We start from the raw sequence: 15,913 nt of genomic DNA on the forward strand, positions 1-15,913 counted from the left end.
CCGGACCCGTGTGACCCCCGGAAGGGCGGGGCGGGACGGGGACTCAGGCCGCCAGGCCGGTCTTCGCGCCCGCCCCGCACAGGGGCACCACGGTGAGGCCCGGGCGGGGCGGGGCGGCCTGCACCGCCGCCCAGCAGGCGACACCGGTGGGTTCGACGAACAGGCCGCGGCGGGCCAGGTCCCGCTGGGCGGTACGGATCTGGTCCTCGGTCACGGTCAGGAACGTGCCGCCCGTCTCGCGTACCGCCCGGAGGATCCGGCGGGCGCGGGGCGGAGCCGTGATGGCGATGCCCTCGGCGAGGGTGGGGCGGGCGACGGCCGGTGAGGCCAGGTCGTCCGCGCCGGCGTGGAAGGCGGCGGCCAGCGGGGAGACGGCCCGCGCCTGGACGGCGACGAGCGCGGGCCGGGTGGCGGTGAGGCCGTGGCGCTGCAGTTCGTCGAGGGCGAGGGCGGCACCGAGGAGGAGGGTGCCGTTGCCGACGGGGACGACGATCGTGTCGGGGAGACGGCCGCCGAGCTCCTCCCAGAGCTCGTAGACGTAGGTCTTGGTGCCCTGCGTGAAGTACGGGTTGTACACGTGCGAGGCGTAGAAGGTGCCGGGCTCGTCGGCGGCGGCACGGGCGGCCCGGGCCGTCGCCTCGCGGTCGCCGGGCACCTCGACGACCCGGGCCCCGTGTGCCCGGATCTGGTCCAGCTTCTTGGGGGACGTGCCCTCGGGGACGTAGACCAGGGTGTCGAGTCCGGCCCGGGCCCCGTACGCGGCGACGGCCGTTCCGGCGTTGCCGCTGCTGTCGGCGACGATCCGTTCGAGGCCTCCGGCGCGGGCGAGCCGCAGTGCGTGCGCGGCGAGCAGGACGGCGCCGCGGTCCTTGAACGACAGGGTCGGCATGAGGAAGTCGAGTTTGGCCGAAACCGAGTCGGTGAGGGGGACGAGGGGCGTGCGGCCCTCCCCGAGGGTCACGTCGGGCGCGCACGGCATCGGAGGCAGTGCCTCCGTGTAACGCCACAATGAATTCACACGTGACGCGAGTGAGGGGAGGGGCACCGGTTCACTCGCGAAGTCGAGGTCCCAGGGGCCGCGGCACTTCGGACAACACCAGGTGAGCGCGGACGTGGGCAGGTGGACCTGGCAGTCGGGGCACACGTAGGCGGTCATGGGGTCCAGCATGGCAGCCGTGTGACGCGGATGTGACGGGCCGTCGGGAACTCTTGTGGGATTCCTATGGATCCGCCAATCTTTCGCTCGGCAGCCGGGCGTTCGGAACGGCGAGGGCATCCCGACGTTTCTTGTCATGTCCTCGTCATATTCGGGCGTCCCTGCCGTACCCCCACGGCAGCACACACCCCCCACGAGGAGGACCCCCCTCATGTCAGTGATGCGCGACTCCCGTCGCCGAATCGCCACCGCAGCGGCCATCGCCGTCGCCGCGCTCGCGCTCGGCTCCGCCTCCACCCTCCCGGCCGCCGCCGCACCCGCCGCCCCGGAGGGCGTCATCGAGAACGCCGGAGCCGCAGGCACCGTCGCGGGCAGCTACATCGTCACCCTCGACGAGTCCGCACCGGCGGAGACCGCCGCGGGCAGAGCGGTCGCCGCGCGGTTCGGCGCGAAGATCAAGCGGACGTACACCTCGGCGATCAACGGCTACTCCGTCGAGCTCTCCGAGGCGCAGGCGCGGAAGCTCGCGGCCGACCCCGCCGTGAAGTCCGTCGTGCAGAACCGCGTCTTCCACGTCGACGGCACCCAGCCCTCCCCACCGTCCTGGGGCCTCGACCGGATCGACCAGAAGGCCCTCCCGCTGAACCAGAGCTACACCTACCCGGACACCGCGGGGCAGGGCGTCACGGCGTACATCATCGACACCGGCGTCCGCATCACCCACACCGAGTTCGGCGGCCGCGCCACCTACGGCTACGACGCCATCGACAACGACAACACCGCCCAGGACGGCCACGGCCACGGCACCCACGTCGCCGGCACCGTCGCGGGCTCGTCGTACGGCGTCGCCAAGAAGGCGAAGATCGTCGGCGTTCGCGTCCTCGACAACTCCGGCTCGGGCACGACCGAGCAGGTCGTCGCGGGCATCGACTGGGTGACGCAGAACGCCGTCAAGCCGGCCGTCGCCAACATGAGCCTCGGCGGCGGCGTCGACTCCGTCCTCGACCAGGCCGTCCGCAACTCGATCGCCTCCGGCGTCACCTACGCGGTCGCCGCCGGCAACGAGACCGACAACGCCGCCAACCACTCACCCGCGCGCGTGGCCGAGGCCATCACCGTCGGCGCCACCACGTCGAGCGACGCCAAGGCCAGCTACTCCAACTACGGCAGCGGCCTCGACCTGTTCGCCCCCGGCTCGTCCATCACCTCGTCGTGGGGCACCGGCGACTCCGCCACCAACACCATCTCCGGCACGTCGATGGCGACCCCGCACGTCGCGGGCGCCGCCGCCCTCTACCTCGCCGCCAACCCGACGGCGACCCCGGCGCAGGTCTCCACGGCCCTGACGACCGCGGCCACCCCGAACGTCGTCACCAGCCCCGGCAGCGGCTCCCCGAACAGGCTGCTCTTCGTCGGCGGCGGCACCACCCCGCCGCCCACCGGCCCGAAGTTCGAGAACACCGCGGACTACGCGATCAACGACAACGCGACCGTCGAGTCCCCGGTCACCGTCAGCGGCGTCACGGGCAACGCCCCCGCCGCCCTCCAGGTGCCGGTGAACATCGTCCACACGTACATCGGTGACCTCCAGGTCCAGCTGATCGCCCCGGACGGCACGGCGTACACGCTGAAGGGCTTCGGCACCGGCGGCAGCGCGGACAACATCAACACCACGTACACCGTGAACGCCTCCTCGGAGGTCGCCAACGGCACGTGGAAGCTGCGGGTCACGGACAACGCGGCCATAGACACCGGGAAGATCGACTCCTGGGCCCTGCAGTTCTGAACCGTGATCGACGGAGGGGCGGTCGCCTTCGGGCGGCCGCCCCTCGGCCGTTGCCGCGTGTTCACCCCGGCCGACCTTCCGGTTCCCCCGGCCACGTACGATGCGCGCTCGATCGTTTGTTCGCGCCGCCCGCCCCGAAACAGGAGCACCGTACCCGTGGAGCCGATCCAGCCGACCCCGCCGCACTCGTCCCCGGAGGGATCTCCGCAGCAGGGGGCGCCGCAGTCAGGGGCGCCGCAGTCGGGTGGATGGCCCGCGCCAGGGCCGTACACCTCCCCGGGGATGCCGTACGGACCGTACGGCACGCCCGGCATCCCCGGCGCCGTTCCCTACGGGCAGCCGCGGCGCACCACCAACGGCCTCGCCATCGGCTCCCTCGTCTCCGGCATCGTCTGCTGCCTCCCGCCGCTCGGCCTGGTCCTCGGGCTCGCCGCCCTGCCGCGGATCAGGAAGCGGGACCAGGCGGGCAAGGGGCTCGCGATCGCCGGCATCGTCCTCTCCGCGCTCAGCTGCCTGCTGCTCGTCGTCGGCCTCGTGACCGGCGGCTTCGGCACGGCGTGGGACGGCTTCAAGGAGGGCTTCAAGGAGGGCATGGACGAGGCGGCCCGCTCGAAGTCCCCGACCTCGCTGCGGATCGGGGAGTGCTTCGAGGACGAGGACAAGCTGAAGGAGTTCGCGACCGACGTCCAGGTCGTCGACTGCGCGCTCCCGCACGACGGCGAGGCGACCGGCCGCTTCAAGATCACCGGCTTCTCCAAGTGGCCCGGCGACGACGCGCTCGAAGAGGTGGCGGAGAAGCGCTGCGACACGATCAACACGGCCTACGCGCTGGACACCTGGGCCGTCCCCAAGGACGTCTGGACCTACTACTACCTGCCCAGCAGCCAGACGTGGCGAGGCGGCGACCGGACCGTGATCTGCGCGTACGCCACCGAGAAGGAACCCTTCAAGGGCTCGGTGCGGTCCGACCGGTCCACCCTGAACGCGGACCAGACGTCCTTCCTGCTGACCGTCAACCCGATCGAGACGATCGTGTACGCGGAGCCGGAGGAGGACCCCGACGAGGACTTCGCGGCCAACAAGGCATGGGCCGGAGACCTGCTGAAGGAGATCGACCGGGCGCGCGCCGGCCTCAAGGGCCGCCACTGGCCCGCCGTCGCCAACGCCCCGATCGCCGAACTCGGCAGCACGCTCGACGGGGCCTCGCGGCACTGGGCCAAGCTGGCGTCGGCGGCCGACGCGGAGGCGTACTGGGCGACGTACGAGACGGCCTGGGACGCCCTTCCCGCGGACCTCGGCGCGGACGCGCGGACCGCGCTCGGCCTCACGGGCACGCTGCCGGAGGGCGAGGGCGGCGGCACGTCGGTCTGAGGACGAGGGCGACCCCCTCGGTCTGAGGACGAGGGCGGCCCTTCGGCCTGAGGGCGAAGGGGTCTCGGTCCGAGGCGGGGGTCTCGGACCGGGCCGCCGGCGGGGCGGGTCGTTCCGCCGGCGGCCCGGGCTCCGTGCCGTGCCGTGCCGTGCCGTGCCGTTCCGGTCGGTCAGCGGCGGGTCAGGCCGCGGTCGATCGCGGTGATCAGTTCACCGTCCGAGGTGTCGGCGTCGAGGGACCAGGCCATGGCGCCGCCGAGTCCGTGCTGCCGGACGTAGGACGCCTTGGTGCGCAGGACGGTGGGGTCGTCGTACGTCCACAGGGTGGTGCCGTCGAAGAGCCAGGCGTGGCCGTTCCCCGGTCCCCGGTAGAGCGTGTACGCGCCCGAATCGGCCAGCTTCTTCAGGTGCTTGTAGTCCTCGGAGCCGGCGGTCCAGGTCGCCGGCGCGGGGCCGGTGGCGGGCCGGCCGAGGCCGTCGCCGCCGCCGGTGACGCCGGTCCAGCCCTGGCCGTAGAACGGCATGCCGACGACGAGCTTGCGGGCGGGGGCGCCGCGGCGCAGCCAGGCCTTGACGGTCCCGTCGACGCTGAAGTCGTTCTTGGCGAAGAGCGCGGACTGCTGGGCGGTGGTCTTCTCGCCGGAGACGTGGAAGTCGTAGCCCTGGAGGTTGACGAAGTCGAAGTCCCGCATGATCTTGGCGACTTCGAAGCCCGCGTCGATCTTGGCGGGGGCGGTGGGCACGTACGCGCTGAGGTCGTAGTGCCTGCGCTGCGGCAGCGAGCGGCCGTAGGCGTCGAGCTGGGTGCGGAACTCCCGTACCAGCTTGGTGAAGTTGGGCTTGTCCTCCGGGCGGATCACGTTCCCGGGGGCGCCGTCCGAACCCGGCCACTCCCAGTCCAGGTCGACGCCGTCGAAGACGCCCGCCGCCGCTCCGGCGCCGCCGCGGGCGCCGTCGGCCGGGAGGTTGCCCTTGATGTAGGTGTCGATGCAGGACGCGACGAGGGCCTTGCGGCCGGCATCGGTGCGCACCGCGTCGGAGAAGTGGGCCGAGCCGCTCCAACCGCCCAGCGAGATCATGACCTTGAGGCCGGGGTGCTTCGCCTTGAGCTCGCGCAGTTCGTTGAAGTTGCCGGCGAGGCGCTGGTCGGCGGTGTCGGCCGTGCCGTCCACGGAATCGGCCGCGCCGACCGGGCGCACGTAGTCGGCCCAGGGGTCGGAACCGGGGGCGTTGCCCATGAGGCACTTGCCGTCCGGACCGATGACGCCGAAGGCGTAGTTGACGTGGCTGAGCTTGGCGGCGGTGCCGCTCGTCTCCAGGTCCTTGACCTGGAAGTTCCTTCCGTAGATGCCCCATTGGGTGAAGTAGCCGACGCGCTTCAGCGCGGGCGTGGGGGAGGAGGGCTGGTGCGCGTCGGCGGTCGGGGCCAGGGTGGCGAGGAGGCCGAGGGTGGCGGCGGCGGCCGCGCCGAAGGTCAGCTTGGTCATGGCTCTGGGACGCATGGGCTCGTTCCTGTGCGAGGCGGGATGGAGCGTGCGGTGGTTCCGGAGGGTTCAGGCAGGAACGTATTGGTCTGGACCAATGGGGTCAAGGGGTTCGCGCCGCCTATCCGGGGTGACCGCGGGTAGCAAGCCCTCTCGCCACGCTGTCATCACATCGGGTGAAACTTTGGCCCATGCTTGCGGATCACCACCGTCGGTTGTCAGTCTGTAGCTGTCAGTCAACCTGAGGGGAGTGTCCAGTGACGTTCGGTGAGCAGCCCGCCTATCTGCGCGTGGCGAGCGATCTACGGGAGAAGATCGCCAACGGCTCGCTTCCCCCGCATACCCGCCTCCCCTCGCAGGCACGCATCCGCGAGGAGTACGGGGTGTCGGACACCGTCGCGCTGGAGGCCCGCAAGGTGCTCATGGCCGAGGGGCTCGTGGAGGGGCGCTCCGGCTCCGGCACGTACGTGCGGGAGCGCCCCGTGCCGCGCCGCATCGCCCGCTCCGGCTACCGGCCCGCGACCGGCGCCACCCCGTTCCGGCAGGAGCAGGCCGCCGAAGGGGCCCGCGGCACCTGGGAGTCGAGCAGCGAGCAGGAGCCGGCGAGCGCCGAGGTCGCCGAGCGGTTGGGCATCGACCCGGGGGAGCGGGTCATGCGCACGCGGTACGTGTACCGCGACGGGGGCGAGCCGATGATGGTCTCCACCTCCTGGGAGCCGCTCGCCGTCACCGGCCGGACGCCCGTCATGCTGCCCGAGGAGGGGCCGCTGGGCGGCTGCGGCGTCGTCGAGCGGATGGCCGCCATCGACGTCGTCGTGGACAACGTGGTGGAGCAGGTCGGCGCCCGCCCCGGCCTCGCCGAGGAGCTCCTCGCGCTCGGCGGCGTCCCCGGGCACGTGGTGATGGTCGTCGAGCGGACCTACTACGCCTCGGGCCGAGCCGTCGAGACCGCGGACGTCGTCGTCCCCGCCGACCGCTACCGCATCGCCTACCACCTGCCGGTCCGCTGACCGGGGCCGGTGGATCGGTGAGCGGGGTCGGGTGTCCGGGGCGTGTGACCCGGAGTTAACGGGGCGTCAGGTCGCGTAACCGCGCGGCAACTCCTCGCCTACGGCGGACGTCATCCCGGGGTCCTAGCTTCCTGGCCGTACCCGCGATCCGGCCGGACGACAGGAACCCCCATGACGGAAACGGTCACCACGCCCACCCCGGAGCCGGGGGCGGCCGCGCCGCCGCCCGGCCCCCGACGCAGCTACGCCAAGCTGGCGGCGGACGAGAGCCGCGAGGACTACTCGCTGCGCTACGCGCCGCACTCGTTCCGACGCTGGTCGCCCGCGACCGTGGCCGGCACCGCCCTCGGGGGCATCGCCTACCTCGCCGACTTCGCCATCGGCGCGTCGATCGTCTTCACCTACGGCTTCGGCAGCGGCCTGGCCTCGATCCTCACCGCCGCCACCCTCATCTTCCTCACCGGCATCCCCATCGCCCGGGCCTGCGCGAAGTACGGCCTGGACATGGACCTCATCACCCGCGGCGCCGGATTCGGCTACTTCGGCTCCACCCTCACGTCACTCATCTACGCCTCCTTCACCTTCATCTTCTTCGCCCTCGAAGGCTCGATCATGGCCCAGGCCATGCACCAGGCCGTCGGCCTGCCGGTCGAGATCGGCTACCTGGTCACCACGCTGATCGTCATCCCGATCGTCTTCCGCGGCATGGGCGCCCTCGCCAAGGTCCAGGCCTGGACCCAGCCGATCTGGCTCGTCGGTCTGGTGCTGCCCTTCGCCGTCCTGGCCGTCGAGGCCCCCGACGCCTGGGGTGCCTTCACGTCCTTCGGCGGTACGGAGGGCGCCGGCGCGGGCTTCTCGTGGATCGGCTTCGGCCTCGGCACGGGCGTCGCCCTCTCGCTGATCGCGCAGATCGGCGAGCAGGCCGACTACCTGCGCTTCATGCCGGCGAAGACCGAGAAGAACCGGCGGCGGTGGAACCTCGCCGTGCTGGCCGCCGGCCCCGGCTGGGTGATCATCGGCGCCGCCAAGCAGCTCGGCGGCGCGTTCCTCGCCTTCGTCGCCCTGGAGGCCGTCGGCACGACCCACGCGCTGGAGCCGATCGCCCCGCAGATCGAGGCGCTCAGGCCCTGGCTCGGCTCCTTCGCCCTGCCCGCCGCCGCGCTGTTCGTGATCGTCTCCCAGATCAAGATCAACGTCACGAACGCCTACAGCGGCTCGCTGTCCTGGTCGAACTTCTTCTCCCGCGTGACCCACCGGCACCCCGGACGGGTCTGGTACATCTTCCTCAACCTCGCCATCGCGCTGACGCTGATGGAGATGAACATGTTCGCGGCGCTGAACAAGCTGCTCGGGTTCTACTCCAACGTCGGCATCGCCTGGATCGCGGCCGTCGCCGCCGACCTCGTCGTCAACAAGCGGGCCGGCTGGAGCCCCCCGTACATCGAGTTCAAGCGCGCCTACCTGTACGCAGTGAACCCGGCGGGCTTCGGCGCCATGGTCGTCGCCTCCACCGTCTCGATCCTCGCCTTCTTCGGTCTCTTCGGCACGTACGCGCAGGCGTTCTCCACCTTCATCGCCGCCGGACTCGCCGTCGTCCTCTGCCCGTTGATCGCCTGGGCGACCAAGGGGCGTTACTACCTGGCCCGTCCCAACACCGTGAACGGCCCGTCGGCCGAGGTCGCCGACGAGCGGGCCACCCACCTCTGCGCAGTCTGCGAGACGGCCTATGAACTGCCCGACATCGCCGACTGCCCGGTGCGGTCGGGGCCGATCTGCTCCCTGTGCTGCTCGCTCGACGCCGCCTGCGGCGACGTCTGCCGCAAGGATCCGCAGGGTGCGGGCGGTCCCGTCCTGATGCCGGTGCCGGTCGTCCCCCCGCGCGTGACGCCGGAGGTGTGAGCTTCGGCCGCCTTCCGTCGGTTCCCGGCCGATCCGTATCTCTTTGTGAAAACACATATCCGCTGTGTGAAGGTCAGGCGTAAGCTCCGGCATATGCGGATTGCGGTTTCCCGGAGATCCTCGACGGCGCCTGGACCGGCGGAAGGAGCGGCCTGATGACCGACAGCGGCTCCCTCCTTCCCTGGCTGGTCATAAGGCAGGACGACAACGGCAATCGCTACCGGGTGGGGCGGTACGCGACCAGGGACGAGGCCCAGAAGATCGCGGACAGCCTCGACGACCGCGGTCACAAGCAGCTCTACTGGGTCGAGCGCATCGGCACCCCCGCCCTCTGAGTGCGTCGGCACTCCGGCCTCTGGGCGCGTCGGCACCCCCGCTCGTTTCGAGCGCATCGGCCGCCCGGCGGGGCCGGGCTACGCTCGCGCCCATGACCGAACGCGCCACCGGCCCCGCCGCCGACCCCGCCCCGACCCGCGAACCCGACGCCGTGGTCGTCGTCGCGGGAGCCCTGTACGACGAGGGGCGGCTGCTCGCCGCCCGCCGCAGCGCCCCCGTCGAGCTCGCCGGCCGTTGGGAACTGCCCGGCGGCAAGCTCGAACCGGGCGAGACGGGGGAGCAGGCCCTGGTCCGCGAGCTCCGCGAGGAGCTCGGCGTGGAGGTCGAGCCGGGTGAACGCATCCCCGGCGAATGGCCGCTGAAGCCCGGTTACGTCCTGCGGGTGTGGACCGCCCGGCTGATCTCCGGCACGCCGCGCCCGCTGGAGGACCACGACGCGCTGCGCTGGCTCGCCCGGCACGAACTCGACTCGGTCGACTGGCTCGACCAGGACCGCCCCGCCGTCGCCGAGGCCGGGCTGCGGCTGCCGGAGGCGCCCGCCGACGGAGCGCGGAGCTGAGTCTCTACGCCGTTCGTGCCACCGTGCGCCCGCTCCTGCGACCCGCACGATATCCCGCCCGTAATTACGGGTATGTCCAGATTGATCCCTGTAAGGGGACGTGGCCCTTCCGCTGACACACGGCTGGGGAAGTGATCGGGTGTGATCGACACCGACGGCGACCGCGCCGAGTGGAACTTCCCCGCGGAAGCGAACGCCGTGCGTACGGCCCGCCACGCGGTGCGCGAGACCCTGCGCGCCTGGGAGCTCGACGCGGCCCTCGGAGATGTGACCGTCCTGCTGGTCAGCGAGCTGGTGACCAACTCCCTGCGGTACGCGTCCGGCCCGATCGGGGTCCGACTCGTCCGGCCCCGCCCCGCCGACGCCGACCCGTCCCACCCCCCGGCGCTGCTCGTGGAGGTTTCCGATCCGCTTCCGGATCCGCCGACCGCGCGCGCCCCGGGACCCGAGGACGAAGGGGGCCGCGGCCTCGGTCTCGTGGCCTGTTCCGCCCGCCGCTGGGGGACCCGTAAAGGAAGGACGGGCAAAACCGTATGGTTCGAGCTGGCTCTCCCTGGTGAGTAAACAGGGAGGGACAACGATCACCGGTACTCGGCACGGGACGACCGAGACCACCCTGTGATCGGGAACGTCGTGCCGTCGGGGCCTGCCGTATTGAATACTGCGGGCATGGCCGATCCGGTGCGGTGAGCTGGAGGGGACGGTCGCGTGAGCGAGATATTCGAGACGGCGAGCGGCGGCGTCGTGTGGCAGAGCAGCCCGCCCGGCTCCATCTATGACTACATCCGGGTCGCCTCCTTCTCGATCGGGCCCGACGGCCTCGTCGAGCAGTGGAGCCGACGGGCCGTGGACCTCTTCGGAGTCACTGCCGAGCAGGCCAGGGGCAAGGATCCCGTCGAGGCGTTCATGCCCGCCGACCTGCGCGAGCGAGGCCACCGACGGGTCAAGGAGATCCTCGACGGCAAGGAGTGGACGGGCCTCGTCCCCTTCCGTCTGCCCGGCGAGGAGCAGCCCCACGGCATCGCCGAGATGTACGTGATGCCGAGCGAGACCCAGACCGGCGAACGGGCCGCGCTGTGCATCGTCGTCGACGTGCGCGCCCTCCGCCGCATCGAGACGGACCTCGCCGCCTCCCAGGCGATATTCGGCCAATCCCCCTTCGGCTTCCTCCTCTTCGGCACCGACCTCACGGTCAAGCGGGCCAACCGGCGCTTCGCCACCGTCTTCGGCGGCTCCGCCGACGACCACCGGGGCCGCACCGTCCACGACTACCTCACCCGGCCCGAGGCCGACCGGATGACCACCGCCCTCCAGCGGGTCCTCGACACCGGGGAGTCCGTCACCGACTTCAGGATCGTCGGAGCCGCGCCCGGCGCCCGCGACCGCCGCCACTGGTCCATCAACCTCTACCGGGTCCACAGCGGCTCCGGCCGGCCGGTCGGCGTCGCCGGCCTCGGCATCGACGTCACCCGCCGCCACAACGCGGCCCGGGAAGCCGCCAGCGCCCGCCGCAACCTCGCCCTCCTCAACGAGGCGGGGGCCCGCATCGGCAACTCCCTCGACCTGGAGGCCACCGCCCGGGAGCTGCTCGACGTCGCCGTCCCCGGCTTCTGCGACCTGGCCTCCGTCGACCTCTACCAGGGCCTGCTCACCGGCGACGAGGCCCCGCCCGGCCGTTGGGGCAGCTCCCACGACGTCGGCTACGGAGCGGGCAGCGCCGAACTCCGCAGGGTCGCCTTCGCCAGTGCCGTCTCGGACACCCCCCTGAGAACCGACGAGGGCCACGCCGCCGACAGCGGCTGTTGCGGACCCGTGCCCATCGAGGTCGGGGCCGTCCACCGCTACCCCTTCAACTCGCCGTGCGCCGGGGCCCTGCGCACCGGCCGCGTCCGGACGGTGCCCGGCGCCGACGGCGAACTCGTCCAGTCCACCCTGGTCGTCCCGATGGTCGCCCACGACATCGTCGTCGGCCTCGTCCAGTTCTCCCGCACCAAGGGCAGCGAACCCTTCGGGGAGCGCGACCGGGCCCTCGCCGTCGAACTCGCCGCCCGCGCCGCCGTCTGCATCGACAACGCGCGCCTCTACCGCCGCGAGCACGAACGGGCCCTCATCCTCCAGCGCAGCCTGCTCCCGCCCGGCGACCCCGAGGCGGCCGGCCTCGACATCGCCTGCCGCTACCTCCCGGGCACCACCGCCACCGAGGTCGGCGGCGACTGGTTCGACGTCATCGAACTCCCCGGCCACCGCACCGCCCTCGTCATCGGCGACGTCATGGGCCGCGGCCTGCGCGCGGCCGTCGCCATGGGCGAACTGCGCACCGCCGTCCGCACCCTCGCCCAGCTCGACCTGGAGCCGGCCGAGGTCCTCTCCCATCTCGACGAGATCGCCCGCGGCCTCGGTGCCCCCATCGGCACGCAGCAGTCCCGCAGCCAGAAGTCCCGCGGTCCCGAACTCTCCGAGGTCTACCTCGCCACCTGCGTCTACGCCGTCTACGACGCGGTCACCCGCCGCTGCACCTTCGCCAACGCAGGACACCTCCCGCCGGTGCTCGTCGAACCCGGTGAGGAGGCCCTGCTGCTCGACGTGCCCCCCGGGATGCCGCTCGGGGTCGGCGGCGAACCCTTCGAGGAGGTCGAGGTCGAACTCCCGGAGGGCGCCCTGCTCGCGCTCTACACCGACGGCCTCGTCGAGTCCCGCGACCATCCCCTGGACGAGGGCCTCAACGCCTTCCGGCGCGCCCTCACCGACCCGGCCCGTCCGCTCGAGGACGTCTGCGACCGCGTCCTGAACAGCCTGAACACGGGCCACGGCGAGGACGACATCGCCCTCCTCATGGCCAGGATCCAGGGGCTCCCCAGCGAGGCCGTCGGCGACTGGCAGCTGCCCAGGGAACCCCGCTCGGTCGGCCGGGCCCGCGAACTCGCCCGCGCCCAGCTCGCGGCCTGGGACCTCGAACCGCTCGTCGACACCGTCGAACTCCTCGTCAGCGAACTCGTCACCAACGCCCTGCGGTACGGCGAGGGGGAGATCAGGCTGCGGCTGCTGCGCGACCGCACCCTCGTCTGCGAGGTCTGGGACGCGGGCCTGGTCCAGCCGCGGCGCCGACGGGCCCGGGACACCGACGAGGGCGGCCGCGGCCTCCAGCTCGTCGGCCTGCTGTCCTCCTCCTGGGGCTCGCGCCGCACCCCGCGCGGCAAGACCGTCTGGTTCGAACTGGCCCTGCCGGACGGCGAGGGGGCGGCGGAGCCCACGGTGGAGCAACTCCTCAGCATGTTCTGAGACATGTTCCGAGGCATGTTCCGAGACGTCCGGGACATGCTCGGAGACGTCCGGGACATGCTCGGAGGCGTGTTCTGCGGCGTGCTTCCGGACGGTGGCCGCGAGGAGTCGCCGGATCAGCCGCCGGATCAGCCCTTGAGCGCGGCCAGCCGGGCCTCGATCTCGGCGCTGTCGCCGAGCGCGTCCAGCTGCTCGAACTGGGCGTCCAGGGAGGAGGCGGCGAGCTCCTGCTTGCCCATCGCCCGCGCCTCCTCCCGGCGCACCTTGTCCTCGAAGCGGTTCAGTTCGCTCGTCGGGTCGAGCACGTCGATGCTCTTCACCGCGTCCATCATCCGGTTCTGCGCCTGCGCCGACTCGGCGCGGGCGACCAGCTCGTCGCGCTTCGCCCCGAGCTCGCCGAGCTTCGCCTTCATCTGGTCGAGGCCGCTCCTGAGCTTCGCCACCACCTCGGTCTGCGAGGCGATCGTCGGCTCCGCCGTCCGCGCCTCCTTCTCGGACTGGAGCTGGCGGCCCAGCGCCACCTTCGCCAGGTTGTCGAACCGGTCCGCCTCCGCCGTCTGCCCGCCGTTCCGCAGCTCGTCCGCCTTCCGGCTCGCGGCGAGGGCCTTGCCGCCCCACTCCTTCGCGGCCTCCACGTCCTCCTGGTGGTCCTGCTCCATCAGCCGGAGGTTGCCGATGGTCGCGGCCACCGCCTCCTCGGCCTCCGCGATGTTGTTCGAGTAGTCGCGGATCAGCTGGTCCAGCATCTTCTGCGGATCCTCCGCCTGGTCGAGGAGCGCGTTGATGTTGGCCTTCGCCAGCTGGGTGACACGGCCGAGGACGGTCTGCTTGCTCATGGCTCTCCTTGAGCTCCTTGAGAGGGACGGGAAAAGGGAGGGCGGGGAGGACGCGGGACGGTCCGCCCTCAGAAACGGCCGCCGCCGCCCAGCCGGCCGCGCGTGCCGCTGCCGCCGAAGCTGCCGGGCCCGCCGCCGAAGCCACCACCCCCGAACCCCCCACCGGAACCCCCGCCCGAACCTCCACCGAACCCCCCGTGTCCGCCTCCCCGCCCCCCGCCGAACAGCCCGCCGAGGATGATGCCGCCGAGGACCGCGCCGCCGAGCCCGCCGCCGCCGCTTCCTCCCACTCCTGATACACCGCCCAGGCCGTTCGGGTTCCCGTACGTGCGGACGTCCTGCTCGGCGAGGTCCTGGGCGCGCCGGGCGAGCGCGTCCGCCTGCCGGGCCTCCGCGAGCGCGGCCTGCGGGTCGTCGGCGGAGGCCTGCGCGTGGGCCTCGTTCCAGTGCCGCTGGGCCTCGGCCAGGCGCGTGCGGGCCTCGCTGCCCACCGCGCCCCGGTGGGTGGTGATGTAGTCGGAGGCCGCGCCGATCGCCGAGCGGGCCGTCAGCATCGTCTGATCGAGGAGCGCGCGGGCGCGCCGGGTGCCCGACTCGCGCTCCCGTGCGCCCTCCAGGGCCTCGTCGAGCGCCGTGTCGGCCTCCTCGACCCGGCGCAGGGCGTCGATCGGGTCGTACCGCCCGGCCTCCACACCGCGCCGCACCTCGGCGACCACCGACTCGGCCCGGGCGATCCGGCCCTGGAGGTCGGCCGTGGACACCCCGGCGGCGGTCCCGCCGAGCAGGCCGCGGGCGTCCGCGAGGTCCGCGTCCGTCTCGGAGAGCGCACCCGGCAGCTTGCCCACCGCCTCGGCCAGTTCCTGCGCCCTGCGGTCCACGGCCTCGATCAGCCGGGCCGCCTGGTCCACGGCGCCCTCGGCCGCCCGGATGTGCACGGCGGCGCCGCCGTTGTCGCCGGCGTCGATCTGCTGGCGGGCCTGGTTGACGTGGGTCGTCGCGAACACGAGCCGGTCCTTCGCCTGCTCGGCGTCGCCGGCGACGGGGGAGGCGGCCGTCTCGGCGTACCGCTCGCGCATGGCGGTCAGCGCCGCCTCGGCCATGCCCACCCGCCCGGTCTGCTCCCGGAACGCGGCCTCGACCGCGGCCAGCGCCTCGGGGGCGGTCCGCTCCAGGGCCCGGAGCCGGTCGAAGTCCTCGGTCTCGGCGTCGAGCCGGGCGTCGGCCTCCGCGCAGCGGCGGAGGATCTCGTCCAGCATGGCCCGGCGGGTGGAGTCGTCCTCGGGGAAGGAGTCGTCGAGCTTCTGCCGGAGCCGGAAGGACGCCGTCAGCTGCTCCTTGGCGAACGCGACGGCCTCGGTGAAGGGGCGCACCGCGTCCTCGCCGAACTGGGCCGACGCGAAGCCGAGTTCCTCCTGGCTGGTGCGGACGGCGTCGTCGGTGGCGACCAGCACGTGCCGGGCCTGGCCGTCGAGTTCGTCCAGGGACGGCGGTGCGGGTTCGCGCGGCGGGCCCCAGCCCTGCCCGCCCTGGGGGGTGGTGCGGGTCTCGGTGCGCCGGCGCCGTTTGGTGTACGCGTAGGCCGCCACGGCTCCCGCGCCGCCGACGAGGACCACCGGCAGGACGAGGTCGGAGGCGGAGGTGCCGTCGTCGGCCGCGCCGCCGGGGTCGGCGGGTCCGGGGGTGATCGCGGGGGCGGGGACGGGCTGCCCGGCGAGGACGGCGTCGTAGCCGTCCGCGGCGCCGATGGCGGCGCCGGCCCAGTCGTTCTGCCGCAGCGCCGGTTCGACGGCGGTCCTGGCCACGTCGTCGAGCTGGTCCTGGGTGAGGCGCGAGGCCGGGTCGGCGGAGTAGCCGTACTGCCGGTCGTGGGTGGCGACGGCGAGGAGGACGTCCTCGGCGCCGAGGCCGTTGCGCTCGGCGGTGGCGTCGGCCCAGCTCTGCCCCGTGCGCCCGGAGAAGTCCCGTACGTAGACGACGAAGAGCTGGATCCGCTGGTCGTCGTAGAGCCGGTCGAGGGCATCGACCACCGCGGGGCGGCGGTCGCCGAGGGCGTCCACCCGGTCGGTGATCTGCCCGTCGCGGGACAGGGCGACGGGGTCGTCGGCGTGGGCACCGTGAACGGCGGGCACGAGGAGCCACCACGCCGCCACCAGTGCTGCGAGAAGGGCTCGGGTGGCTATTCGCGTCACAAAGGGGA

General features: G+C 72.6%; 12 protein-coding genes. 8 read left to right on the forward strand and 4 right to left on the reverse strand.

Going from position 1 to position 15,913, the window contains the following annotated elements; translation table 11 throughout:
* Positions 1 to 43: 43 nt before the first annotated feature.
* Positions 44 to 1,168 carry a threonine synthase gene (locus ACFCY7_RS10620; protein WP_376483244.1) on the reverse strand — a complete coding sequence of 375 codons (1,125 nt, stop codon included), beginning with the start codon at positions 1,166 to 1,168 and terminating at the stop codon, positions 44 to 46.
* 199 nt (positions 1,169 to 1,367) lie between these two features.
* Between ACFCY7_RS10620 and ACFCY7_RS10625 the strand changes: the two genes are divergently transcribed.
* Together ACFCY7_RS10625 and ACFCY7_RS10630 are read left to right on the forward strand one after the other, a co-directional pair.
* Positions 1,368 to 2,942 carry a S8 family serine peptidase gene (locus ACFCY7_RS10625; protein WP_376483245.1) on the forward strand — a complete coding sequence of 525 codons (1,575 nt, stop codon included), beginning with the start codon at positions 1,368 to 1,370 and terminating at the stop codon, positions 2,940 to 2,942.
* 282 nt (positions 2,943 to 3,224) lie between these two features.
* Positions 3,225 to 4,313 carry a DUF4190 domain-containing protein gene (locus ACFCY7_RS10630; RefSeq protein WP_376483247.1) on the forward strand — a complete coding sequence of 363 codons (1,089 nt, stop codon included), beginning with the start codon at positions 3,225 to 3,227 and terminating at the stop codon, positions 4,311 to 4,313.
* A 170-nt stretch (positions 4,314 to 4,483) separates the two neighbouring features.
* On the opposite strand, the gene ACFCY7_RS10635 is transcribed toward ACFCY7_RS10630, so the two are convergent.
* A complete protein-coding gene (locus ACFCY7_RS10635) occupies positions 4,484 to 5,815 on the reverse strand; it encodes a glycoside hydrolase family 18 protein (protein ID WP_376483249.1) in 1,332 nt (443 codons plus the stop codon).
* 239 nt (positions 5,816 to 6,054) lie between these two features.
* Between ACFCY7_RS10635 and ACFCY7_RS10640 the strand changes: the two genes are divergently transcribed.
* The 6 genes from ACFCY7_RS10640 (at position 6,055) to ACFCY7_RS10665 (ending at position 12,880) form a co-directional block, all read left to right on the forward strand.
* Entirely contained in the window at positions 6,055 to 6,807 is a 753-nt protein-coding gene (locus ACFCY7_RS10640; RefSeq protein ID WP_376483251.1) for a GntR family transcriptional regulator, read from the forward strand.
* Between the two features lie 171 nt (positions 6,808 to 6,978).
* Positions 6,979 to 8,706, forward strand: coding sequence for a purine-cytosine permease family protein (locus ACFCY7_RS10645; RefSeq protein WP_376483252.1), 1,728 nt, complete (start codon positions 6,979 to 6,981; stop codon positions 8,704 to 8,706).
* 155 nt (positions 8,707 to 8,861) lie between these two features.
* Entirely contained in the window at positions 8,862 to 9,041 is a 180-nt protein-coding gene (locus tag ACFCY7_RS10650) for an SPOR domain-containing protein (protein WP_376483253.1), read from the forward strand.
* Between the two features lie 92 nt (positions 9,042 to 9,133).
* Positions 9,134 to 9,601, forward strand: a complete 468-nt coding sequence (locus tag ACFCY7_RS10655) for a (deoxy)nucleoside triphosphate pyrophosphohydrolase (RefSeq protein ID WP_376483255.1) — start codon at positions 9,134 to 9,136, stop codon at positions 9,599 to 9,601.
* Positions 9,602 to 9,742: 141 nt separating this feature from the next.
* The gene (locus ACFCY7_RS10660; protein WP_376483257.1) at positions 9,743 to 10,165 is read left to right on the forward strand and encodes an ATP-binding protein; all 423 of its coding nucleotides are present in this window, start codon (positions 9,743 to 9,745) and stop codon (positions 10,163 to 10,165) included.
* Positions 10,166 to 10,309: 144 nt separating this feature from the next.
* Positions 10,310 to 12,880, forward strand: a complete 2,571-nt coding sequence (locus tag ACFCY7_RS10665; RefSeq protein ID WP_376483259.1) for a SpoIIE family protein phosphatase — start codon at positions 10,310 to 10,312, stop codon at positions 12,878 to 12,880.
* A 128-nt stretch (positions 12,881 to 13,008) separates the two neighbouring features.
* On the opposite strand, the gene ACFCY7_RS10670 is transcribed toward ACFCY7_RS10665, so the two are convergent.
* Positions 13,009 to 13,716 (reverse strand): PspA/IM30 family protein, encoded by a 708-nt coding sequence (locus ACFCY7_RS10670; protein ID WP_376483261.1) that lies wholly within the window; start codon positions 13,714 to 13,716, stop codon positions 13,009 to 13,011.
* Positions 13,717 to 13,784: 68 nt separating this feature from the next.
* Positions 13,785 to 15,905, reverse strand: coding sequence for a TPM domain-containing protein (locus tag ACFCY7_RS10675; protein WP_376483263.1), 2,121 nt, complete (start codon positions 15,903 to 15,905; stop codon positions 13,785 to 13,787).
* Positions 15,906 to 15,913 lie beyond the last annotated feature (8 nt).

This window comes from Streptomyces sp. NPDC056361 (genome assembly GCF_042262805.1).
GTDB lineage: Bacteria > Actinomycetota > Actinomycetes > Streptomycetales > Streptomycetaceae > Streptomyces.

Coding starts and splice junctions, on each gene's coding strand:
- ACFCY7_RS10655 (WP_376483255.1), top strand. CDS start 9,134: ATGACCGAACGCGCCACCGGCCCCGCCGCCGACCCCGCCCCGACCCGC.
- ACFCY7_RS10635 (WP_376483249.1), bottom strand. CDS start 5,815: ATGCGTCCCAGAGCCATGACCAAGCTGACCTTCGGCGCGGCCGCCGCC.
- ACFCY7_RS10670 (WP_376483261.1), bottom strand. CDS start 13,716: ATGAGCAAGCAGACCGTCCTCGGCCGTGTCACCCAGCTGGCGAAGGCC.
- ACFCY7_RS10625 (WP_376483245.1), top strand. CDS start 1,368: ATGTCAGTGATGCGCGACTCCCGTCGCCGAATCGCCACCGCAGCGGCC.
- ACFCY7_RS10650 (WP_376483253.1), top strand. CDS start 8,862: ATGACCGACAGCGGCTCCCTCCTTCCCTGGCTGGTCATAAGGCAGGAC.
- ACFCY7_RS10620 (WP_376483244.1), bottom strand. CDS start 1,168: ATGCTGGACCCCATGACCGCCTACGTGTGCCCCGACTGCCAGGTCCAC.
- ACFCY7_RS10630 (WP_376483247.1), top strand. CDS start 3,225: ATGCCGTACGGACCGTACGGCACGCCCGGCATCCCCGGCGCCGTTCCC.
- ACFCY7_RS10645 (WP_376483252.1), top strand. CDS start 6,979: ATGACGGAAACGGTCACCACGCCCACCCCGGAGCCGGGGGCGGCCGCG.